This window comes from Dyadobacter soli, from assembly GCF_900101885.1.
Classification (GTDB): domain Bacteria; phylum Bacteroidota; class Bacteroidia; order Cytophagales; family Spirosomataceae; genus Dyadobacter; species Dyadobacter soli.
The window spans coordinates 424,147-447,703 of the sequence record NZ_FNAN01000004.1; the positions used below are offsets into that span (position 1 = coordinate 424,147).

Here is a 23,557-nt window from a genome sequence, read left to right on the forward strand (position 1 = left end):
GGGCAATTACAGGCAACGCGTCGCGGGTCCGATTCCCGTCGCGGTTACTTATTTGAAGCTACATATTTTTTATAGCGCTGACTGCGTAGTTCAACGGATAGAATAGGAGTTTCCTAAACTCTAGATATGGGTTCGATTCCCGTCGCGGTCACCAAGCCAGGCATAATGCCTGGCTTTTTTGCTGCCTAGCCCTGCCCATCGCCCCGTCATACATTACCTGAGACGCGCAGAAACTTCGCAGGCACGGCATCTACCAAACATACCCGTTCTCCAAAACGAGAAATTCATAGCCTACTTTCGCATTGCCATTTTCACCAGGATGGCATGGTTTGATATATAGATTTCGATTATCTTATCAACTTCAAATCCGTTTTGCATTTGTCATGTCAAAATCCTCTCCTGCGAACAAACCCGAATCCGCTCAGAAGTTAGAACCTGAGCTGACGCAATATCCGTCCGACAGTGTTAAACATGAAGTTTGGCAAGACGAAGAAGGCTTGACCACTGTATGCTTTTCTGATGAGCGCGGCGACGATTGCCGGGCCTTACTCGAACCCGGTAGCAAAATTATTTATGAGTATTATGCCAATTGCCACTTTGATTCAATGACGATTTACTACAAATTTATGGATTGGGGGCCGTACACTACTGAGTTTGAAATTGATAAGGAGCTTTATTGAGCACGATCACCAAAACTACCACTTCCGATGCCCAATTTTATTTCAAGAAACGGTCGTTTCAGTCTGACGCTACCACAAGATTGGTTTGAATATGACGACAGTGACGAAGACGATGATTCGATGACCTACGCCTTTTTCAATAATTCCACCGAAGATTGGAGCGGAAACCTCAGGATCACCCCCTATCATCGCTCGAACGATCCCGAATCTAAAATAGATCATGCCTCCGACCATGTTCAGAGTGTGCTTAAAGACACCTCTGATGCCGTAAAAATAAGGTTAGGCCAGCTTGAACTCGCATACTACACAGAGGAAGATCCAGATGGCGAAGAAGCAAATGCCTACTATTATTGGATTGGTGGTGTGCGGGACGACCTATTTGTCTGCTCGTTCGTTGTCGATAAGGATCAAAAAGGAACAGTTTTGAATTCAGAACAATTAGACTCCGTACAAAGTATACTGCGCAGCATAACCCTTCATTGAATACTTTCAACGACGAAGAATCTAGACAAAATAACAGAGATTTTGATTATGTGCCGAAGAGGAGTAATGAGTATCGGAGGTATTTCCATAATGAAATAAGTCAATCGCCAATTCCCTCGTCCGCTAAATTCGCTCACCAATAACCTCTTCCTGTCGCGGTCAATTAAGGCCAGGTATAGAACCTGGCATTTTTGTTGACCGACAACACAACTAGCCATTTGGAGTTAGAAAAATCGGTTAGATATTCTCCTCTGTCAAAACAATTCTCCTGACTCGTACCGAATAATAAGAAGATATTGGGACCAGCGTCCATTTCAGTAGAAATTTTCAAATTAGTTCTTAAATCAATGCTATTTAAGCCACTCTTCTCAGTAACAAATAATCATTTATCTAAATGGACTTCAAGGATCAGATTAAACAATTTAGTGAACGCGTCAGCAAATTAAGAGACAGTATTCACACAGAAGAGGCTACGAAAAATGCGTTTATCATGCCTTTTCTTCAAATTCTAGGATATGATGTATTCAATCCTTTGGAGGTTGTGCCCGAATTTATTTGCGACATAGGTATTAAAAAAGGTGAAAAGATCGATTACGCCATTTTCAGAGACGGATCACCCATTATCCTTGTTGAATGCAAGCATTGGAAACAAAAACTAGATGTTCATGACGGCCAGCTACTCAGATATTTCCATGTATCCAAGGCGAAATTTTCTATTCTTACCAATGGCACTGTTTTCCGTTTTTACACTGATTTGGTCGAACCAAACAAAATGGATGAGAAACCGTTTCTTGAATTCAATATTGAAGAGATCAAAGATGGTCAGATAGAGCAGCTTAAAGAGTTCCATAAAACATATTTCGATATTGATAACATTTATCAATCGGCAAGCGAACTCAAATATATCAACGAGATTCGTCACTTAATCACCCAAGAATTCAACGAACCGAACGACGAATTTGTGAAGTACTTTGCGAGGCAGGTATATCCATCTGTCATGACATCTAAGGTTGTTGACGCATTTAGAACGTTGGTAAAAAGAACAGTAACAAATATTATCAACGACACGATTAACGAGCGGCTTAAATCAGCCATTGCAAAAAATGACGCTCCAATACAAGAAGAGCCGGCGCCGGGAACAATGACGGTAGCAAATAGCAATGCAAACAATCAGGACAAGGAAATCGTAACAACGGAGGAGGAACTTGAAAGCTTTTATATTGTTCGGTCGCTCCTAAGAAACAGAATTCCAGCGGTTCGCATCACGCATCGGGACGCTCTTTCTTATTTCGCCATCTTCGTTGACGACAACAACAGAAAGCCAATATGTCGGTTATACCTGAATAGTCCCACCAAACGATACATTGGAGTATTTGACGCAGATAAAAAAGAAACCAAATTTGAGATTAAGACAATTGACGATATATACAATCATTCAGAGTCACTTATAAAAATAGTTGACGTTTATCTGGAAGCGAAAAAGTAAACGCAATACATCTATCAACTAAACCCCCGAAAACCCCACCCTAGCCACAACCTTCCCCGCCACCGCTTCAATCCCAAATTCCACATTCAGCAACGCGGCGATATCCCTGACCAAAATCAGGCCCAGCCCTTCACTATTTCCCGCTAGATTGGCAGCATTACGTTTGGAAAAGCCCTGCGGGTCCGCATGCGTAATTCCATTCAGAGGCATGTGGTTAAGCGGATTTTGAATGCAGAGATAAAGCCGGTCACCAATAGTCTCGCTCAAAATTTCGATTTCGCCGTTGCGGGTGTTTTTGGAGGCGTTGTCGAGCAGGTTGTGCAGAATTACGCCCAGGAGATTGGCATTGCTGAGTACGGTCAGGTTTTCGTGCAGGGAGAGGCGGAGTTTGCTGCCGTTCGAAGTGATAATCTGCTCGAACAGGCCTGCTTTTTCCCGAATCAGCGTGGGCAGGTTTATGCAGGCCGAATGCAGTGCGCCTTTGTGGACCTGGCTTCTGGCGAATTCCAGCAGGTTTTGCATATATACTGCCATATCACCCAAACCACGTTCTACCTGCTGATTGTATTCAGCAGCCTCCGACAACTGACTGGTAATGATCAGGTTGCCAGTATGCTTGGTAGCGGCGACGATAAATTGCAGCGGCGCGTGAACGTCATGGGCGATGGATGCCACCACACGGGTGAGGAGATGTACCTGGTGGTCCAGTTCCTCCTGCGATTCACCTAAAACGGCAAGTGCATCTTCCAAATCCGCCGTCCTCTCCGAAACGAGCATTTCCAAAACATGCTTTTGCCGCTCGGCCTCGACGGCGCGGTCGCGCTCCCGCTTTAATGCTTCTTCCTGCCGCTCACGCTCGGTTTCGAGCAGGAAAATAATGGGGACTATGATCAGCCCCAGCATGATGCCACGTAAAGAGAGGCGGATGGTCAGGAGCCAAAGTGGAAGCTCGCGTACTGATTTGATCGGGTAGTCCGCAAAAAAGCGGAACGATGCCAGAAAGAACACATTTGAAATAACCGCACAAAACAGCAGTGCGAGCGCCACTTTTTGCCACTTTACTATATTGAACCTGTGATAAGCCTGATAGCTCGACAGCCAGGTAGCCAGGCACATCAGCCAGATCACAACTTCCGACCCGATCAGACTTACCAGATTGGCACCTTGCCCCTCGGAAAGCCGGACCGGCACGATCGCCAGCGTCACTACCGTCGCGATCAATGCACCGAGTTGCAGATTGTATTTTTTAATGGAGGATCTCATACTAACAAAAATTGGCGCAATATAGCAGGTTACGGCCCTAACACGGGTAGCCGGATGGGTAAGTTGCCCGAAATGCAACTCTTTAAAAACAAAGTCAGTATCCTTCCCCGCCTCCGGACTTATTAGGACGCTTAACACCACCAAAGCTCCTAATCCTATGAAAATAAAACTTTTAGCAGCATTACTTCTGATTACCTCCGCAAGTGCATTTGCGCAGCAGCAAGCGGCAAACCGCCCGACAATGGTGGCAGGTTTTCCGGTGAATTACAGTGAAGATTCGGTCGGGAATTACACATTACCCGAGTTGCTGAAAACGTCCGATGGCAAGCCGGTCACCACAGCCAAACAGTGGACCGAAAAGCGCCGGCCCGAGTTACTGCGGCTGGCGGAGGAAAATCAGTTCGGCAAAATGCCACCGAAGCCAAAAGACCTCGCATTCCACGCATTCGACAAAGGCACGCCTGCTTTCAATGGGAAAGCGATTCGCAAGCAGGTGACGGTGTATTTCACAAAAGATACATCGGATCACAAAATGAATGTACTGATCTACCTCCCCGCGAACGCCAAGAAACCCGCGCCGCTGCTGATGAACATTTCTTTCGCGGCCTATAACCAGATCATCGAAGACAATGGCCTGCGCGTAGGCGAGATTTGGAACAAGGAGGGCAAAAAGGTAAAGGCCGACAAGCCGACGCCGTTCGGTAAGCTGAATGTGGAACAGTTTATCGACGCGGGCATTGGCTTCGCAACGGTGTACTATGGTGATATCGAGCCGGATTTCAAAGACGGCCTGGCGTACGGCATTCGCAAAACTTACCTGAAAGCCGGTCAAAACGAGCCTGCCGCCGACGAATGGGGTGCAATCGCGGCGTGGGGCTGGGGGCTTAGCCGCGCGATGGACTATTTCGAAACGGATAAGCAGATCGACAGCAAGCGCGTGGCATTGCAGGGCGCGTCACGTCTGGGAAAAACGGTACTATGGGCGGGCATTCACGACCCGCGTTTCAAAATGGTGATCGCCAGCATTTCCGGCGAGGGCGGTGCCGCATTGGCCCGGCGTAATTATGGGGAAACGATCCGGCACATTTCGGACCCATCGCGGTACCTGTACCAGTTCGCGCCGAACTACCATGGCTGGGCCGATAAGGTGAATGCGATGCCGATCGATGCGCATATGCTGGTGGCGCTCATGGCCCCGCGGCCGCTGTTGCTGCAAACCGGAAGCACAGACTACTGGTCCGATCCGAAGGGCGAATTCCTTTCGGCCGTTGCCGCGGCACCTGTTTACCGGCTGTTCGGGGAGACGGGGCCTGCTGCTTCGGCGACTATGCCTGCCGCCGGGGATACTTCTTTGCTGATGAACCATCTCGGGTATTATATGCATGAAGGTGGGCATACGGTGCTACCGGAGGATTGGAAGCTGTTCATTAGTTATATGACGAAGTTTCTGTAAGAGGTTCGTCTAATTTTAGTAATGCCACGAAGGCACGAAGCAGCACGAAGATCATTCGTGCTGCTTCGTGCCTTCGTGGCATTAAAACATCCTTAAAATTAAACGCAATACATTTAATGCAAACGTTTGCATAAATATCAACTTACAGTTGCATTTCCATTAATCAATGCTTTATTTTGACTCAAATTCAAGTATTTTATATTAATTAAAATATTTTAAAAATAAATTTTCATCATAAACTCAGATTATTGGAAATGTCAAATATCGATAAGAAGATAAAAGTGGCGATCGTGGGCGTGGGAAACTGCGCCAGCTCGCTTGTGCAGGGCGTTGAATACTATACACACTATTCAGACAAAACCTCGGGACTGATGGCCGACAACATCGGCGGTTATCGTGCGGCTAATATCGAATTCGTCTGCGGTTTCGACGTCGACGAACGTAAAATCGGGTTGAAGCTGAAAGATGCCATCTTTACCAAACCGAACTGCGCGATCGAACTTTACACCGACATTGCCAGCGAAGCGCCGGTATACCGCTCGCCGGTGCTCGATGGAGTTTCCCCGCAAATGCTCGCTTACCCTGCTGATAACCGCTTCGTAGTAAAAGAAGAACTAAAAGGGACCGACTTGCTCACCAGCGGCGAGCAATACAATGCAGCATTGACAGCCACGATCCGCCAGGAAATCGTCGCCCGCCTGCAAGCACACGAAGCCGAGGTGCTGATCAATTATCTGCCGGTTGGTTCGCAGCAGGCAACGGAGTTTTATGCTGAGATCTGCCTTGAACTGGGCATCTCGCTGGTTAACTGCATTCCAGTATTCATCGCGTCGGACCCGGAATGGGAGCAGAAATTCATCGATGCGGGCATCCCTCTGATCGGCGACGATATGCGCAGCCAGTTTGGGGCAAGTATATTGTCGCAAATGTTGCAGGAACTGGCCTTCGAGCGCGGCCACCACGTGAAAGCGCACATCCAGCGCAATGTGGGCGGCAACACCGATTTCCTGAATATGGAAGACAAAAACCGTCTGAAATCGAAGAAAATTTCGAAAGAGAATGTGATCCGCGCGCAAAATGACATTCGCGGCATTTCCACCACCGACAGTTTCCTGCACGCCGGGCCGTCGGAGTATATTGCATTCTATGGAGATAATAAGGTTGCCAACTTCCGTCTCGAACTGGAAGGATTTATGGGCTCACCCGTGACGCTCGATGCGCAACTTTCGGTGCAGGATTCGCCTAACTCGGCGGGTGTCGTGATCGACGCCGTGCGTTATGTATACGTGGCGCGCGAGATGGGACTCGTGGGCGCATTGCGCGGACCTTCGGCAGCTACGCAAAAGACCCCGCCACAGCAAATGATGTTCGCCGATGCCACATATGAATGCCACGCGCTGGCCAAACGCGAGCTCACCGCATCGACCCGAAAGCAATTGAAACTCAGCCCCGAACTGGCCGACAAAATGGATTAGCGCGCGACCAGCACCTTCACGCCACGGTCTTCCAGCGCCTTGACGGCCTCGTCCGAAACGCCGGCATCGGTCACGATGTACTGCACTTGGTCGAGGTCGCAAATCTTCCCGATCCCCCGCTTGCCGAACTTCGTATGGTCGGCAAGCACTACCACAATCTGCGCCGTACTGATCATCTTCTGATTCAATCCAGCCTCCGTTAAGTTGCTGATTGACAACCCGAAATCGAAATCAATCCCGTCGACGCCGATAAAAAGGACGCCGCACGAAATATGGTCGAGAATATACTCGGCATAGGAGCCCGCCACGGACGACGAATTCTGGCGGATCAGCCCGCCCAGCTGCAACACCTCTACATTGGGCCGGTTACTGAGTTCCAGCGTCACCTTCACCGCCGGTGTAATCACCGTGATCTGCTTCGTAGGATGCAGGCAGCGCGCCAGCTCGAACACCGTCGTCCCCGACCCGATCATGATCGAATCCGTTTGCCGGATCAGGCTCAGCGCCTCACGGGCGATGCTTTGCTTTTCGTCGGATTTAATAAATTCCTTCTCATTGATCGGCCGCTCCACCGCATACGGGTTGTTGAGCGAGCCTCCGCCGTGCGTTCTGAACAGCAGATTCTTGTCTTCGAGGAGTTTCAGATCCTTCCGGATCGTCACGCCGGAAACCTGCATTTGCTCCGAAAGCTGGACGATACTCACCGTCCCCGCCCTTTTGAGCTCCTGCAAAATAAATTGATGCCTTTCTGTAATAGTCATTTCAATACACTTTGAAAGCAAGTATAACCATAGTTTCCAAAAGACGAAAACCCGCTCGCACACTCCTCCGCCCGATACCGCCAGATTTATTTTTCAAATACAAATAATACAATACAAAGGATGAAAAGCGCCTGGATTACTATCCTGGGGCGGTATTATCATTTCATTAACATTCAACATCAAATGTTTCATTTAGTTTAATAAACTTTAATTTTGTTTAAATAGTTTAATTTTGTTTTGTTTACATGCTATTTCCTAAACCAATCCTACCATGACACCGACGACACCCTTTGACCGCATCGGATTGCCGAGGCACCTCGCCTGGGGCTATCTGGGCATTCTGATCTTCATGATGGGCGACGGCGTGGAACAAGGCTGGCTCAGCCCCTACCTCCTCGACCGCGGCATGACCATCCAGCAATCGGCCTCGCTATTCACCGTTTACGGCATTACTATCGCTATTTCGTCGTGGTTTTCAGGGGTACTAGCCGAAGGGTACGGTCCACGCAAAGCCATGCTGATGGGCATTTTGCTGTACGTAATCGGTACCGTCGGGTTTGTGGGATTGGGTATGGAATCGCTCAATTTCCCGGTAATGCTGCTCACTTATGCGATCAGAGGATTTGGGTATCCGTTGTTTGCCTACTCTTTCCTGGTGTGGATCACGTACCGCACGCCGGAAAATGCGCTGGGGCGAGCGGTGGGCTGGTTCTGGTTTGTATTTACCGGCGGACTCAATGTATTCGGTGCCTATTATTCGAGCTGGGCTATCGACCGGCTTGGCTACCAGAATACCCTTTGGAGCTCCATTTTCTGGGTTTCTGTCGGGGCATTTTTTGCATTGGTTTTAAATAAAGACCAGTTCCACTCCACCGGCGAAGCTGCCGGCAAGGCCAAAGAATTGTTGAAGGGCTTCACTATTATCCGGGAAGAACCCAAGGTACTCATCGGCGGTATTGTGCGCATTATCAACACCACCGCACAGTTTGCATTCCCCGTTTTCATGCCCACCTACATGGCTGCGCACGGGCTGTCGACACAGGAATGGCTGTGGATATGGGGCACTATTTTCACCAGTAACATCATTTTCAACCTCATTTTCGGCTTCGTAGGCGACCGGCTGGGCTGGCAGAACACCATCATGTGGTTCGGCGGCTTCGGCTGCGGCGTGAGCACCCTGCTGTTTTACTACTCCCCGGCCCTTTTCGACGGCAACTTCTGGCTCATCCTCATCCCCGGCATTCTCTGGGGCGGATTACTCGCCGGATATGTGCCGTTATCGGCATTGGTACCCTCGTTGGTGAAAGAAGAAAAAGGCGCCGCCATGGCCATCCTGAACCTCGGCGCAGGCCTCCCGGTATTCATCGGCCCGGCCATCGTAGGCCTGTTTATCGGCTCGATCGGCAGCGAAGGCGTAGCATGGACGCTGGCGGTCCTGTACTTCATCAGCGCGGTGCTTACAAGGTTTATTACGTTGCCGCAGGCGAGGAGCGTTGAGGCTGAAATGGTCAGTAGTGGTCAAGAATAGTCAAGTATTGTCAGTAGTAGTTAAGAATAGTCAGGTGTTGTCAGTAGTGGTCAAGATTAGTCAGGTGTTGTCATTGTTAGTCAAGTGACAACACCTGACCACAGTGACAAAACATGACAACATATAACATTAAAGAACCGTATCGACACCTAATATGAAAATCCTCATCACCGCCCCCTACCATGATAAGGCGCAGCAGGCCTTGACAGAACAATTCGGAGAGATCATTTATAAGCCATGGAAATTGCAGGAGCGCGCCTACAACGAGGGCGAGCTCATTGCATTACTGACTGAAACCCGGGCCGACGCGCTCATTACCGAGCACGACCACGTGACTGCGGCGGTGATTGAAGCGTTCCCGGGTTTGCAGTTCATCGGCGTGTGCCGCGGCACGCCTTCCAATGTGGCTGTGGCAAATGCTACGGCCAAAGGTATCCCGGTTTTCAACACCCCCGCGCGTAATGCGCAGGCGGTGGCGGAAATGTTTATGGCCAACCTCATCAACCTCATGCGCAACACGCTCGCAGGTATAGCGTGGCTGGAAGGCGAGCATTGGGAGGCGGGCGCGCATACTTCCTATTTGCAGTTCAAAGGGAATGAAATTGCGGGAAAAACGATCGGAATGGTCGGTTTTGGAGCCGTGGGGCAAACTATCGCAAACCTCGTGAAGCATTTCCCGGCTGAGATTCTTTATTATGATCCGTTTTATACATCGGAAGATACTGATTACAAAAAAGTTAGTTTGGAAGACGTTTTCCGGCTTAGTGATGTGGTATCCATTCATTTACCGGTAAACAAGGAAACTGAGGGAATGATCGGGGAAGAACTCATCGGGCTAATGAAAAAGGACGCCATTTTCGTGAACACGGCGCGGGCAGTGGTGGTTAAGCGCGAGGCATTGCTTTCGGCTATTGAAAACAACGCGATCCGTGGCGCTATTCTCGATGTTTTCGACCACGAACCGCCTGACGAACTGGATTACAGGCTCATCCACCACAAAAATGTACTCGCCACGCCGCATATCGCCGGGGCTACTTTCGAGGTGGAAGATCATCATGCCGACATTATGAACAAGGCCCTGCGTGACTTTTATGTGGAGGGCAACCGGAACATCCGCCAGCTGGTGAACCGCGAAGTATTGTCTGTCAAAACCCATTAATCCAAAACCAATGACTTTGAAACAGGCTTATCTGGTGGCCGACATCGGTACCGGCAACGTGCGCGTCGCCATTGCCGATGCCACCGGCGCGATCCTCGGCGTGGCCAGCGGCGATATGCGCTACCAGAAAGACGAGCATTATCCGGAATCCATATTTTTTGACCCCGATGCACTTTGGGAGCAAATAAAAAATCTCGCTAAAACCGCATTGGCACAAGCCGGCGCGGTAACCATTGCAGCCATTACCGCTACCAGCCAGCGCGAAGGCATCGTAGCGATCGACAGCACGGGCCGTTCGCTCATCGGCATGCCCAATATCGACCACCGCGGCCGCGAATGGGAGGATATTACACCCGATAAGCACAGCATTTACATGCTCACGGGCCGCTATCCCACCTCGCTTTTTTCCGCATTGAAACTCGCGGGCGTCCGCGAACGCCGCCCGGAGCTCTGGCAGCAGGTTTCCACATTCCTGAGCATCAGCGACTGGGCGCAGTTTATGTTCAGCGGGGTAAAAGGCTACGAGCATTCGCAGGCGTCCGAAACGTTGCTTTATGACGTGGCCCAGGGAGAATGGTCGCAAAAGCTTTGCGATGCGTACCGGCTAGATAGCGCATTACTCCCGCCGTTGGTACATTCAGGTTCGGTTTTGGGTAAAATAAAAATTGAAGTCGCGCAGGAACTCGGCATTTCCGATACTGCCGACGTCGTGGTCGGCGGCTCCGATACGCAGCTGGCGATCATGAGCATCGAGCCGTCGGTAGAAGATATCGTGATCGTTTCGGGCACTACCACCCCCATCATTAAAATAGCCGACCATTACATTACCGACGCGCAGGAACGCACCTGGACCAACCGGCATACCGACCATGCAAACTTCCTGCTCGAAGCCAATGCGGGCGTCACCGGGCTGAATTACCAGCGTTTGAAAGAGATTTTTTACCCCAACGAACCCTACGAGCTGATCGAAACCGAAGTAGCTGCCATTCGCGATACGCATTGCGTGGGCGCATTAGGCTCGCTGCTCGCAGGCGAAAAGTCGCCGCTGATCCGCGGCGGGTTCATTTTCAATACACCGGTTTCCCACCAGCTTAGCCGGGCGCATTTCGTGTGGGCCACGCTCTGGGACATTGCGTGCAGCATTTCCGAAAACTATAATGTGCTCCGCGAGGTCGCGCACCACGACCAGGACTACGTATGGATGTGCGGCGGCGGCGTGCAAAGCCGGTTGTTACGGCAGTTCATCGCCAATTTGTTAGGCAAAAAAGTGATGATCCGCACCAATTACCGCCAGGCATCGGTCTCGGGCGGGGTGGTGATTTGCAACAATGCATTGGGTATTCCGAACAATGCACCGGAGACATTAGAGATTACCCAACCGCAAAACGACAACGCCTGCCGCGAATGGTATAACGAATGGAAACGCAGCCGCGAGGCATTTAAAACATTGAATTAGCATGCATTCATATTTCATAGGAATCGACGTCGGGACGCAGGGGGTGCGTGTGGTAATGCTCGATGAAGCGGGCCACACCATCGGCAGCAGCGAGAAGGTTTTCCCGCTCACTCCGCATTCGCGCGAGGAGCAATCGCCGGCGCTATGGTGGGACTCGGTATGGGAATGCCTGCAAAAACTGCTCACCGATGCGCGAAAAAGCATTGATTTGAATGCTATCAAAGCGGTTTCCGTCACATCCACATCCGGCACCGTGATCCCGCTTGATGAACAGAACGAGCCGCTGCACGATGCATTGATGTATTCCGACACCCGTCCTGCCGCCGAAGGAAAGTATTGCCGCGAAATAGCCGAGCGCCACCACCCGGAAGGTTACACGGGCTTTAATGCATCGAGCGGTTTGTCCAAAATGGTGTGGTATTCCAACCATTTCACCGAACAAGCAGCGCGGATCAAAACCTGGATCCATGCCACGGATTTTATCATCGGCAAGCTCTGCGGCGACTATTCGGTGACGGACTATACCAATGCATTGAAATCAGGCTTCGACGTGGGAGCGGGCGAATGGCCGTCGTGGCTGACGGAGCACTTGCCATTGCGGAAAGAATGGCTGCAAAAAGTGGTTCCTTCCGGCACGCACATCGGCACATTGATGCCTGACCTGGCTGCAAAATTGGGTATACCCCGCATACAGATCATAGCCGGCATGACCGACGGCTGCGCATCACAAATAGCATCCGGCGCCGTACAGCCCGGCGATTGGAATACGACCATTGGCACCACGCTCGTCGTGAAAGGCGTTACCGTGCAGGAAATCCGCGATCCGGAGGGCCGGCTGTACAGCCACCGCCATCCCGAGGGCTACTGGATGCCCGGCGGGGCCGGCAACATCGGCGCCGACTGGGTTTCGGCAGGCTTCGCGGACGACCTTCCTACATTAACCGAGGCAGCCGCGAACCTGATCCCGACCGGCCTGATCGCCTATCCATTGCTCCAACAAGGCGAGCGCTTTCCCTTCATTGCACCGCAGGCACGGGGTTTTGAACCTGCAAACACCAGCCGTGCAGCGGCATTCGCCGCGAATATGGAGGGTGTCGCGTTCGTGGAACGCTACGCTTACGAGATGATCGAAAGCCTGTCGGGCGAGGAGGTGAATGCAGTGTACACGGCCGGGGGCGGCAGCAACAGCGATGTGTGGCTTACCATCCGTGCCAATGTACTCAACCGCCCCGTGCACAAATGCGGCAATGCGACCGGGGCCGCGGGTGCGGCCATCGTGGCTGCGGCAGGTTCGCATTTCGGAACGCTCACGGAGGCCGCGCGGGCTATGACTCGCATTGAAAAGACGATCCACCCGGAGCAGGCTCTGACGAAAGCCTATGCCGCTCAATACGATAATTTTATCCAAACTTTAACCGAAAAAGGCTCCATAGCAGGGCCTGTGCCCATAACCCATTGACCATGCTTCACGTATATCTGCTCCGCCACGGAGAAACATTCTGGAACGCCGACGGCAACCGCTACTGTGGCGCCACGGATATTGGCCTCACCGAAAAGGGCTTCGCGCAGGCGCATTCCGCAGCGACATTGCTGAAAGGCATTCAATTCGACGCGGTTTATACCTCACCGCTCCAACGTGCGCATCGCACCGCCACCATCGCCTCGGGCAACTATCCGGGCATTGTCGTCGATCAGCGCCTGATCGAGGCCTCTTTTGGCGAATGGGAAGGCAAAACGCGGACTGAGTTCATCGCCGAAAATCCCGCGCTCTGGGACGCATGGGCGCAGGAGCCCGACCACGCACATGCGGGCGGAACGGGTGAGACAGCCGTCGAGATCGTGACGCGGGTCGATGCGTTTTTCAATGATATTTCACAAAAACACCCCAACGGAACGGTACTCGTGGTGGCGCATAATGCTGTAAACCGCTTCTATATGGCCTGGAAGCTCGGGATGCCGCTCAAAAACTACCGGCAGATCGTTCAGGAGAACTCTTCGGTAACGCTTTTCAGCCTGGATGCGCAGGGCGAATTCAGCCTTTTAAAACTCAACTGCCGCTCTTAATTTTTAATATCATCATGAAAAAGAAATTCCTCAACCTATTCGTCCTGACCGCCTTGCTGACCATCGGCAACACTATTGCCAGCTTCGCCCAGGACAAGCTCAATACCCTGAAAATCAAGACCACGAAAGATTTGCATGCTTATTTCCAGTTCACCGGGAACGACCCTATCCTGATCGCCGGCCACCGTGGCGGGATGGTGAAAGGTTTCCCCGAAAACTCCATTGCCACTTTTGAAAATACATTGAAACACACCCCGGCATTTTTCGAAATCGACCCGCGGCTGACGAAAGACAGCGTGATGGTACTCATGCACGACGCCACGCTCGACCGCACGACGACCGGGACAGGCAAGCTGTCGGATTACACTTACGCAGAACTAAAAAAATTCCGCCTCAAAGACGCAGAAGGCAACATCACCGACTTCCCTATCCCGACCCTTTCTGAAGTAATCGAATGGGCCCGCGGCAGAACCGTCCTCAACCTCGACCATAAGGACGTACCCCTTGCCATGACCGAGGCTCTCATCAAAAAACACAAAGCCGACGCCTTCGTCATGCTCACCGTCCACAGCGCCTCCGAAATGCAGTATTACCTATCCCAAAACAAAAACCACACTTTCTCGGCATTCATCCGGAACATGAAAGAGTACGACGACTACGAAAAAGCAGGCGTCCCTTTCACCCAAATGATCGCCTACATAGGCCCGCACGTAAAGCCCGAAAACAAGGAATTATATGCATTACTGAACAAAAAAGGCACTATGTGCATGATTTCAGCCGCATCGTCCTACGACAAACTAAAAACCGCCGAAGAACGCAAAGCGGCATACATTGCCATTGCGAAAGACGGCGCGTCCATCCTGGAATCCGATTATCCCATTGAGGCGGCCGAGGCGGTGAAGGAATATGTGCAAAAGAGCGGGTCGAAGCAGCGTTTTTTTGGGAAGGAGTAGGCTTTGGAAATGTGGGACAGTAATGCCAAGGCGTATTAATGAATATTGCCAGCGTTTTGCATTCGCTCGGCCCCTCTTACGGTGCGCTGCACCTTGTTATTCCTTGCTAATCAATCGCCCACAAATATTGCGGTGCGCTGCACCTCGTTATTCGTTGCTAATCAATCGTCTACAAATATTGCGGTGCGCTGCACCTTGCTTTTCGTTGCTAATCAATCGTCTACAAATATTGCGGTGCGCTGCACCTTGCTTTTCGTTGCTAATCAAACGTCTACAAATATTGCGGTGCGCTGCACCTTGCTTTTTGTTGCTAATCAATCGTCTACAAATATTGCGGTGCGCTGCACCTTGTTATTCCTTGCTAACCAATCGCCCACAAATATTGCGGTGCGCTGCACCTTGCTTTTTGTTGCTAATCAATCATTTACAAATGTTGTAATGCTCTGCATCTTTTCCAAAAAGGCGCAGAGCGCCATAATATTTGTAGCACAAGTAGTCGACAACAATAGCGTCAGGTGCAGCGCACCGTAATAATTGTCGATAACAAAATCGGTTAAGATGCATTTATTATGTTGATAGAGCTTTGGCGAATGGCTCCCAGCTTCGTGATTAAATTGGTCGAATTCGAGCACTTTAATCACTTAAGAGTAACGTAAATAAATACTCCGAAGTGACACTCGCTTTCACGATGTTCACGTACAACCGCGGACAAACAACGTCCGCTTTTGAACAGGGCTTTTTCATAAAATACCTTCAATTTCAATGTAAATGCAGTTTCCAATATTTGGCAAGGTATTTTACATACGGAAATAGATCATATAACTCCGGACATATATATGCGACGAAGCGATTTGGGTGAATTTGAAGAAATCGTGTTGCTGGCGGTGGCGGCGCTGGCACCGGCGGCCTATTCGGTGAGCATCGCCGAAGAGCTCGAAAACGAAACCGGGCAGCCCGTGAGCACCGGCGCGGTACATGCCGCATTGCAGCGGCTCGAACAGAAGGGCTACCTGAGCTCTTACCTTGGCGAGGCCACACAGGAACGCGGCGGGCGGCGCAAACGGCTGTTTACCGTAACAGCCTATGGCGGCAAAATCCTCCATGAAGCGCGTACAGTGCGAAACAGCCTCTGGAACCGCATTACGCCGGCCGAATTGTCAAAAATGGGTCTCGATTTCTCAAACAGCTGAACCATGCAACCACTCCCTCCCCGCTGGCTCGATAAGCTGGCCACGCGCATTTGCGCGCCGCACCTGCGCGAAGAACTCCTCGGCGACCTGCACGAGCGCTACGCCCTGCGCCACCGCCGCACAGGCGCTCGTAAGGCCAATTTTTTCTTCCTCCGCGAAGTGGCCGCATTGGTCCGCCCTTCGATTATGAAGCGGAAACCGTCGCCATATGGCTCACCATCCGCATTCAGCCGCGATATGCTGCGTAATTATTTCAAAATCGGCTCACGCGTTCTGCTCAAAAACAGCAGCTATTCGCTGATCCATTTAACAGGGCTTTCCATCGGGCTTTGGGCTTGTATGATGGTGGCCACCGTGGTGATCGACAGCCTTTCGTACGACCGGCAATGGAGCCGGAAGGATGATATTTACAGGATAGTGAGTGTAAATAAAATGGGTGGCGACCTGGTTGAACGCCACACTTCATCTCCTGCCAACCTTGCACCCGAATTGCAGAAAATATACGCGGAAGTCGAATCATGGTCTTCCGTGGATTCCTATGATATTCATTTTAAAATTCGTCCAGAGGACGCCGATGGTATCGAGACCTCCATGCTCACGGTGGATACAATGGCGAATAAAGTACTGGGAATTAAACTCCTGGCCGGTAGCCTCGAACGGACCACGCAAAGCCGGTGGAGTTTGCTCGTCACGAGGTCGTATGCAGCCAAAATATTCCCTGGCCAGGACCCGGTTGGGAAGATTATTCATGACATTCCCACATTCAGTTCAAAACCTACGCCTTACGAAATCACAGGCCTGATCGAAGACCTGCCTTACAACAGCCACCTCCGCGCAGATGTAATCCGTCTGAAACGTACGGAAGTAGGGCCACTGGTCAGCAACGGTATGATCTTTTTTGGCCGGAATTATCTGTTGCTGAAATCCGGTACGGACGTGGCCGCATTTACCCGCAAAGTGAATGCCTGGTATGCCCGTTTCATGAAAAACGATAAAAACCAATTTGAATTCCAGCCGCTGAAAGACATCTACCTCCACTCCGATTTCGCGGAAGGGCAGAGCGTCCGAGCGAGCATCCGGACGATCTACACCTTTGCCGGTGTTGCATTGCTGCTGCTGTTCATTGCTTGTGTCAATTTTGTGAATCTCAGCACGGCAAAAGCATTTGCACGGGTGAAGGAAGCAGGCGTACGGAAAGTGCTCAGCGGATCGAGGACGCAGCTGGTGATGCAGCTTCTCACCGAAACCCTCCTATTGTTCAGCATTTCGGTCGGTATTGCGGTATTTGTTTACTTTTTCACATTACAACCAGTTGAAAACTTCCTCGGGCACAGGTTGGTACTGACATTTACTTCCAATACAATGATGGCGGGAGCCGCATTACTGATGTTTTTCCTCACCGCCTTGCTCACCGGCCTTTACCCGGCCTGGGTTATCTCGGGTTTCAAACCAGCCGATACGTTACGGGGCATATTCACGGCATCGCTCGGGCAAACCGGGCTTCGCAAAACACTCGTTGTAGCGCAGTTCTCCATTTCCATCATCGTGCTGCTCGCTACCATTGTAGTCTGGCAGCAATTCGATCTGATGAAAAACAAAAAACTCGGCTACGATAAAAACAACCTGATCGGTATCGAGCAAATTGCCTGGAACGGCAAGGGAGGCGCTTTTAAGAACGAACTGCAACGGATACCGGGTGTTGTGCGGAGCAGTCTGAGCACGTGGATGCCAGGCGAAAGCGCCGGATATATGCAGCGCGAGGTGGACGACCCTGCCCATGCAGGCCGCCGCCTGCGGGTGTGGTACGTGGCCGGAGATGTGGATTTACCCGCTATCCTGAGATTGAAACTCGTGAAAGGGCGCTCATTCAGTGACCGTTTTGCCGATGCGCTCAATTCCGACTCTTTGCAGAACGAAAGCTTTGAGAAACTTGAAAAGGCACAGATGAACCAGAATTCGCTCATGACCGCTTCGGCTGCGAAAATGCTGCGGATCAAACAGCTGGATGTGCAAACCAAAAACGCGCATTCGGTGCCCGTGGGCATTGTCGGCGATTTTCACAACGAATCGCTTTACGAACCGCTGAAACCAACTTTCATTCTTGCGCAAAAGGCACCGGAGTATGCGAGTATGCTCATCCGCATTCAGCCGGGAACCGAAATGCAGGTCGGGACGGGCGTTCGCAAGCTCTGGAAGCAGTTCTTCCCCGAAAAACTCCTTCGCATCCATAACATCGAAGAAAAACTTAACAAACAATACGAAGCCGAATCCAAACTCCACCAGCTTTTCCTCTTTTTCAGCGGGCTGACGATGTTCCTTTCCGCATTGGGCATTTTCGGGCTCGTGGTGCAGGCGGCGGAGCAGCGGGCCAAGGAAGTGGGTATCCGTAAAGTGCTGGGCGCGTCGGTTGCCGGGATTGTGGGATTGATTTCGAAGGATTTTGTCAAACTGGTGATGGTCGCCATCGTGATAGCCTCGCCGCTGGCCTGGTATGCGCTGCAAAAGTGGCTGGAAAGTTATCCTTACCGGACGACGATCCATTGGTGGGTATTCGTGGTGACGGGCGTGGCTGCATTGGCCGTTACCGTCGGCACGGTAAGCTTCCAGGCTATCCGCGCCGCCACCGCCGATCCTGTCCGCAGTCTCCGCAACGAATGACACATAAATTCCCCATTTTTAATGCCAGGTGCCGCTGCGTGCCTGGTTTTTCTTTTAGCATGACAATTGTATTACCTTTCGCAGCACCAAATCAACGTTCGTAATGCAAATGCTGTCCGGAATGGGCAAAGCCCGATATGTACCCCTCCTGATACTTTTCACCCTCGCCATCATGCAGTCCTGCCGGAAAAACCCGAAGGAAATGACGGATGCAGAACTGGCAGAGGCGATCAGCAGCAAGGATATTTACAACGACCTGCTTTCGCAGGCTGGCAATGCGGGGATCGATACGAAGAAATTTGAAGCAAAAAGCGGCAATGCACCCGTATTCGCCCTTTTGGAGGAATTTGCATTCGGCCACAAGCCTACCATCCGTTTTACCCAGAAGAAGGTGAAAACCGACACCGCACTGATCCGCGATGCGGCCGAAAAGCTGGTGAAAGGGCAGTCCGTGGAATCGGTATTGGAGAGGCTCGAACCCGTTTTCCCGGTTTACCATAACCTGAAAATCCATTACGACCGTCTGCTCAAAACCAATAAGAAAGACAGCGCCGCTTACGTGGCCCAGACATTGAATGCCTACCGCTGGATTCATAGGCAAATCCAAGGCGCGCCACGTTTTGTGATGGTCAATATCCGGGGCGCTTACCTTACTGCTATGGATTCGGCAGGCAAAAATGTGCTTACCATGCGCACGGTCGTAGGCAAGCGCGACACGCCTACGCCTACGATCGACACCTACGCGACGAGCATTGTCACGCACCCGTACTGGAATGTGCCCAAAAGCATTGCCATCAAAGAAATTTTCCCGAAAGCCGCCGCCGACCCCGAATATTTGTCCAGAAACCGCATTCAGGTAATTGGCAAGGATGGGCAGGCCATTAACCCCGAAGAACTGGAATGGGGCGACCTTACCGCCGACAAATTCCCCTACCGCTTCCGCCAGGAAACCGGCGAGGATAATTCACTAGGTCTATTAAAAGTAGAAATTAAAAACCCGCTGGCCATTTACCTGCACGATACCAATGCGCGGTACCTTTTCAAAAGCAACCAGCGCTGGCGCAGCCACGGGTGCGTACGCGTGCAAAAACCGACCGACCTTGCCAATTACATGGCTGGCACCGAACTGCTCGACAGCGATTTCATGACCGAGCCGGATACGGTTTCGCATCCGCCGAAATGGCACAAACTGAAAGTACGCGTGCCGGTGTTCCTGCTGTATCTGCCGGTTGATTGTAATGAAAAAGGGGATCTGATCTATTTCCCAGACGTTTACAAACGGGAAGCGCCCAATGCGTGAATAGCTGGAATAGCCTCCATTCCGGTCAGTAATGACGATTTTTCGAGGTAATGCTGGTCGCCGGAGTAGATAAACAGCCCGGCGCCCTGGTAAAGCATATTGATCAGCTTTTTGGAGTCGGCGATGGAAACGGCGGGGCAACCGAGGCTGCGACCAAGCCTGCCGGTGCTTTTAATGAATGCTTCGCTTACGTAATCCGCGCCATGCATAACGATAGCGCGTTCCAATGCACGGTCGTTAATACCTTTTTCAAGGCCTTCCAGGCGGAGCGAGAGCCCGTGCTTGCCCTGGTAGGTGCCTAATGTTTTGTAAAAACCTAAACTCGACTGGAATGAAGAATTTGCATTCGAAAAATGCTCCGCAAACTCGTTCCCGGAGTTGCGGCCGTGGGCTACGTAGGTGTTGAAAAGCACTTTCTTTTTGAGCAAATCAATGACATACAACCGCTTATTGCGCGATGACTGTGTAAAATCGACAATCGCCATGATCGGGTTATCGAGTTTGACCTTCTGGAATCCGAACCATGCACAATAGAATGCACGTTCCGACAAGCCTTGCTTTTTCAGGCCCAGCGAGTCATACAATGAAATCCATTCGGAACGGGTAACAGCCGAGTCGGTCTTCGCGACCGGCAATGCTTTTGGTGTAGAATGATTGGAAAGTGAGTCGGCCCGGTGCACACCTAATGAAATGCCTGCTGCTATCAATACCGCTGCCAAAACCCCATGCGCTTTTGTCATTTCCTATTGTTTTGTTGAGACTATATGCTTCAAAATCAATCAAGAAGAGGTGCCATTAAAAGACCCTAACCTAACAGCCCAAAAAACGCAAATGGTTCCGAGAAGCTTCGAAACCACTTGCAAATAACTAACAATCAAGAGATTAAGTTTAAAGTTTAAGGTTTAAAGTTTAGAGTTCAAAGTTTAAAGTTTAGACTCTAAACTCATAAACTCTAAACTCATAAACTCTAAACTCTTAAACTCTAAACTCTTAAACTCTAAACTCTTAAACTCTAAACTCTTAAACTCTAAACTCTTAAACTCTAAACTCTTAACTCATAAACTCAAAACTCCCCTGACTATTTCTTCTCAATTCCTGCCAAAACCCGCCCGATATCATTTGCCCGGGCCATATATGAAAGGCTGGCATCCATATCGCGGCCGTCGATCGCCTCTTTGAATTTTTTCAAAAGCTCGATGTAGTCGCCCAGAGCCTTGGAAACGTTCTTTTTGTTCTGGTCAAAAATGGGCGCCCACATGGCCGGGGAGCTTTTAGCCAGACGAACTGTGGAAGAAAAACCGGTACTCGCCATATCGAAGATCGCGCGCTCGTCGCGTTCCTTGTCCAGCACGGTCATACCCAATGCAAACGAGCTGATATGGCTCAAATGCGACACGTAAGCCAAATGCAAATCGTGCTCTACGGGCTGCATATAGTGAATTTTCATACCCACGTCGCGCAGGAAAGTCTCTACCAATGCCAGCGAATCGGGATTGCTCTTCTCCTTGTCGCAAATGATCACGTTTTTATCGATCAAAAGCTCTTTAAATGCCGCTCCCGGGCCTGAATTTTCGGTACCGGCCATCGGATGCGCGGCTACGAACTGGCCGCGTTTGGGATGCTTGTCTGCCAGTTTGCAGATCAGTTCTTTCGTAGAGCCCAGATCGGTGATCGTGCGGCCGTCGGGCAGGTGATCGAGCATATAAGGAAGCAATTTGGTAATGGCGTCCACAGGCGTGGCGAGCACGTTCAGCTCGGACACCTGCAATGCCTCGTCGAGCGTCAGGATTTCATCCACGATCCCTTTCGCCAATGCTATTTTCTGATTAACCGACGAGTTATCCACCCCCACGAATTTCACATGCGGGTATTTCTCGCGCAGTCCCAGGGCAAACGACCCGCCCAGCAGGCCGATCCCTATGATACTGATTATCATTATTTTGAATTTAAATACCTTTGAAATATTACCCTTTAATCCGCTCCACGGCCTGCCAGATTCGCTCCTTGGGGAGGCACAATGACAAACGGATATATCGCTGGCCTTTCGGACCAAAAATGAAGCCGGGCGCGATGAAAACGTGCTTTTCAACCAGAATGCTATTCACCAGCGCCTCCGCCGACTCTGTGGAATCGGGCAGCTTGCCCCAGAGGAACATGCCTTCCTGCTTATCATCCCACGTGCAGCCGAGCGTGCGCAAAAGCGCTTCCGACGCTTCCAGGCGCCCCTGGTACACCGCATTACGCTCCGCGTGCCATTCGGCGGAATTGCCCAATGCTTTCGCCCCAGCCTCCTGCATCGCCCAGAACATGCCCGAATCGACATTGCTCTTGATCGTCAGCACCGCGCTGATGTACTCCTTTGCGCCCGAAAGCCACCCCATACGCCAGCCGGCCATGTTATGTGACTTGCTCATCGAATTCAGCTCGATCGCCACTTCCTTTGCCCCTTCCACCGAAAGCAAGCTGATAGGCGCTTTCTTGTTCAGGATCAGGCTGTAAGGATTATCATGGCAAAGCAAAATCCGGTGCTTTTTCGCAAATGCAACCGCCTCTTCAAACAGCTCCTGCGTAGCGGGCGCACCTGTTGGCATATGCGGGTAGTTGAGCCACATAAGCTTCGTTTTCGGCGTCACGAGGCTTTCCATCGCATTCCAGTCGGGCTGCCAGCCATGGTCTTCGCGCAATGGATATTCCTTCACCACCGCTCCTACCATCTGGCTTACTGCGCGGTAGGCCGGGTAGCCCAGCTCTGGCACCAGCACCTCGTCACCGGGATCGAGGAACGTCAGCGAAATGTGGGTAATGCCTTCTTTGGAGCCAATGAGCGGCAATATTTCAGTATTCGGATCGAGTGTTACGCCATAGGTACGATAATAAAAATCTGCAACTGATTTTCTGAAAGCGGGGGTGCCTGTATAAGGCTGATAACCATGCGCCTGCGGTTGATAGGCGGCGGTTGTCAATGCTTCCAGTGTTTCTACTGAGGGCATCATATCCGGGTTTCCAATCCCCAGATTAATGACGTCATGCCCTTCGGCAATCAGTTTGCGCACTTCGGCCAGCTTCACCGAGAAATAGTATTCCGATGTCTGCCTGGTGCGCTGTGCAGTTTCTATGATCATTATAATGATTAAATTGTGCTTTTAGCCATTGGCTATCAGCGGTTAAATCGCCCGTCCGGAACAGCCCGGCGAAACGGGGCGCAATTTACGACAAATTCGCGAGGGGACGCGTTTTTGGCGTATTGGAAAGGAAGTTATCGGTTGGAAGCGCCGTTTCGCCGGAACAGGAGGCCCCGCCGGGGCCGGGAGACGTGTTGTCTCGTCCTGGAAAAAGTTTACAGTTTAGTTAATAAATCCTGACATAAGTTTACAATCGTTTGCTAATCCTAAAACTGGTTTACAGGTGCTGTTTTTTTAGAATAATAGCTTTTCCATAATTTAGTTGTTTTTAGTGGTTGTTGATGGACTTGGTTTGGCGTCAGGTTCCCAATGCTCATATGCGGCCTTTCATTGTTATACAGATCCACTGCGGTTCTCAGGAATTCCCTGACATCCTGATTTTTAAGGCGGTAAGTATCTAAATATTCATCCTTGATAATCCCGTTGACCCTCTCGGCGATTGCATTTTCCAGTGGGTCGCCGTTTT

Annotated in this window: 21 protein-coding genes and 1 tRNA gene; 16 read left to right on the forward strand and 6 right to left on the reverse strand. The window is 50.9% G+C overall.

The genetic code is table 11. The annotated features are described in order from the left end of the window. Positions 1-79: 79 nt before the first annotated feature. The 4 genes from BLQ88_RS08430 (at position 80) to BLQ88_RS08450 (ending at position 2,649) form a co-directional block, all read left to right on the forward strand. Positions 80-154: transfer RNA gene (locus tag BLQ88_RS08430), tRNA-Arg, on the forward strand. A gap of 229 nt (positions 155-383) precedes the next feature. Then, the gene (locus BLQ88_RS08435; RefSeq protein WP_218132897.1) at positions 384-680 is read left to right on the forward strand and encodes a hypothetical protein; all 297 of its coding nucleotides are present in this window, start codon (positions 384-386) and stop codon (positions 678-680) included. A gap of 27 nt (positions 681-707) precedes the next feature. After that, entirely contained in the window at positions 708-1,163 is a 456-nt protein-coding gene (locus BLQ88_RS08440) for a DUF3805 domain-containing protein (RefSeq protein WP_090148385.1), read from the forward strand. Between the two features lie 394 nt (positions 1,164-1,557). Further along, on the forward strand, positions 1,558-2,649 hold the full coding sequence (locus tag BLQ88_RS08450) for a type I restriction endonuclease (protein WP_090148387.1): 1,092 nt from the start codon (positions 1,558-1,560) through the stop codon (positions 2,647-2,649). A gap of 18 nt (positions 2,650-2,667) precedes the next feature. On the opposite strand, the gene BLQ88_RS08455 is transcribed toward BLQ88_RS08450, so the two are convergent. After that, positions 2,668-3,912: a sensor histidine kinase gene (locus BLQ88_RS08455; protein ID WP_090148389.1), complete on the reverse strand. Its 1,245-nt coding sequence runs from the start codon at positions 3,910-3,912 to the stop codon at positions 2,668-2,670. Between the two features lie 157 nt (positions 3,913-4,069). Between BLQ88_RS08455 and BLQ88_RS08460 the strand changes: the two genes are divergently transcribed. Next, positions 4,070-5,365 carry a glucuronyl esterase domain-containing protein gene (locus BLQ88_RS08460; protein ID WP_090148391.1) on the forward strand — a complete coding sequence of 432 codons (1,296 nt, stop codon included), beginning with the start codon at positions 4,070-4,072 and terminating at the stop codon, positions 5,363-5,365. A 254-nt stretch (positions 5,366-5,619) separates the two neighbouring features. Beyond that, the gene (locus BLQ88_RS08465; protein WP_090148392.1) at positions 5,620-6,840 is read left to right on the forward strand and encodes an inositol-3-phosphate synthase; all 1,221 of its coding nucleotides are present in this window, start codon (positions 5,620-5,622) and stop codon (positions 6,838-6,840) included. Here the strand turns inward: BLQ88_RS08465 and BLQ88_RS08470 are convergent. Further along, positions 6,837-7,601, reverse strand: a complete 765-nt coding sequence (locus BLQ88_RS08470; RefSeq protein WP_090148394.1) for a DeoR/GlpR family DNA-binding transcription regulator — start codon at positions 7,599-7,601, stop codon at positions 6,837-6,839. The genes BLQ88_RS08465 and BLQ88_RS08470 overlap by 4 nt on opposite strands. 271 nt (positions 7,602-7,872) lie before the next feature. Here BLQ88_RS08470 and BLQ88_RS08475 point away from each other — a divergent pair, with 271 nt between their 5' ends. The 10 genes from BLQ88_RS08475 (at position 7,873) to BLQ88_RS08520 (ending at position 19,909) form a co-directional block, all read left to right on the forward strand. Continuing rightward, on the forward strand, positions 7,873-9,129 hold the full coding sequence (locus tag BLQ88_RS08475; protein WP_090148396.1) for an MFS transporter: 1,257 nt from the start codon (positions 7,873-7,875) through the stop codon (positions 9,127-9,129). Positions 9,130-9,283: 154 nt separating this feature from the next. Beyond that, on the forward strand, positions 9,284-10,288 hold the full coding sequence (locus BLQ88_RS08480; RefSeq protein WP_090148398.1) for a 2-hydroxyacid dehydrogenase: 1,005 nt from the start codon (positions 9,284-9,286) through the stop codon (positions 10,286-10,288). Between the two features lie 10 nt (positions 10,289-10,298). Then, complete coding sequence (locus BLQ88_RS08485) at positions 10,299-11,744, forward strand: FGGY-family carbohydrate kinase (RefSeq protein WP_090148400.1); 1,446 nt, start codon at positions 10,299-10,301, stop codon at positions 11,742-11,744. 1 nt (position 11,745) lies between these two features. Then, positions 11,746-13,203 carry an FGGY-family carbohydrate kinase gene (locus tag BLQ88_RS08490; RefSeq protein WP_090148402.1) on the forward strand — a complete coding sequence of 486 codons (1,458 nt, stop codon included), beginning with the start codon at positions 11,746-11,748 and terminating at the stop codon, positions 13,201-13,203. Between the two features lie 2 nt (positions 13,204-13,205). Continuing rightward, positions 13,206-13,808, forward strand: coding sequence for a histidine phosphatase family protein (locus tag BLQ88_RS08495; protein ID WP_090148404.1), 603 nt, complete (start codon positions 13,206-13,208; stop codon positions 13,806-13,808). Between the two features lie 14 nt (positions 13,809-13,822). Continuing rightward, positions 13,823-14,761, forward strand: coding sequence for a glycerophosphodiester phosphodiesterase family protein (locus BLQ88_RS08500; protein WP_090148406.1), 939 nt, complete (start codon positions 13,823-13,825; stop codon positions 14,759-14,761). 93 nt (positions 14,762-14,854) lie between these two features. Further along, a complete protein-coding gene (locus BLQ88_RS36410) occupies positions 14,855-15,292 on the forward strand; it encodes a hypothetical protein (protein WP_143016814.1) in 438 nt (145 codons plus the stop codon). Positions 15,293-15,597: 305 nt separating this feature from the next. Further along, positions 15,598-15,951 carry a PadR family transcriptional regulator gene (locus BLQ88_RS08510; RefSeq protein WP_090148409.1) on the forward strand — a complete coding sequence of 118 codons (354 nt, stop codon included), beginning with the start codon at positions 15,598-15,600 and terminating at the stop codon, positions 15,949-15,951. Between the two features lie 3 nt (positions 15,952-15,954). Next, positions 15,955-18,609 (forward strand): permease prefix domain 2-containing transporter, encoded by a 2,655-nt coding sequence (locus BLQ88_RS08515; protein ID WP_090148413.1) that lies wholly within the window; start codon positions 15,955-15,957, stop codon positions 18,607-18,609. A 103-nt stretch (positions 18,610-18,712) separates the two neighbouring features. Next, entirely contained in the window at positions 18,713-19,909 is a 1,197-nt protein-coding gene (locus BLQ88_RS08520) for a L,D-transpeptidase family protein (protein WP_090148414.1), read from the forward strand. Here the strand turns inward: BLQ88_RS08520 and BLQ88_RS08525 are convergent. The 4 genes from BLQ88_RS08525 to BLQ88_RS08540 form a co-directional block, all read right to left on the reverse strand. Beyond that, a complete protein-coding gene (locus BLQ88_RS08525) occupies positions 19,882-20,649 on the reverse strand; it encodes a murein L,D-transpeptidase catalytic domain family protein (protein ID WP_090148416.1) in 768 nt (255 codons plus the stop codon). The genes BLQ88_RS08520 and BLQ88_RS08525 overlap by 28 nt on opposite strands. Positions 20,650-20,987: 338 nt before the next feature. Beyond that, the gene (locus BLQ88_RS08530; protein WP_090148418.1) at positions 20,988-21,845 is read right to left on the reverse strand and encodes a prephenate dehydrogenase; all 858 of its coding nucleotides are present in this window, start codon (positions 21,843-21,845) and stop codon (positions 20,988-20,990) included. 28 nt (positions 21,846-21,873) lie between these two features. Beyond that, the gene (locus tag BLQ88_RS08535) at positions 21,874-23,031 is read right to left on the reverse strand and encodes a pyridoxal phosphate-dependent aminotransferase (RefSeq protein ID WP_090148419.1); all 1,158 of its coding nucleotides are present in this window, start codon (positions 23,029-23,031) and stop codon (positions 21,874-21,876) included. Positions 23,032-23,297: 266 nt separating this feature from the next. Continuing rightward, positions 23,298-23,557: integrase core domain-containing protein (locus tag BLQ88_RS08540; RefSeq protein ID WP_143016815.1), on the reverse strand; the 260-nt coding region annotated here is incomplete at its 5' end.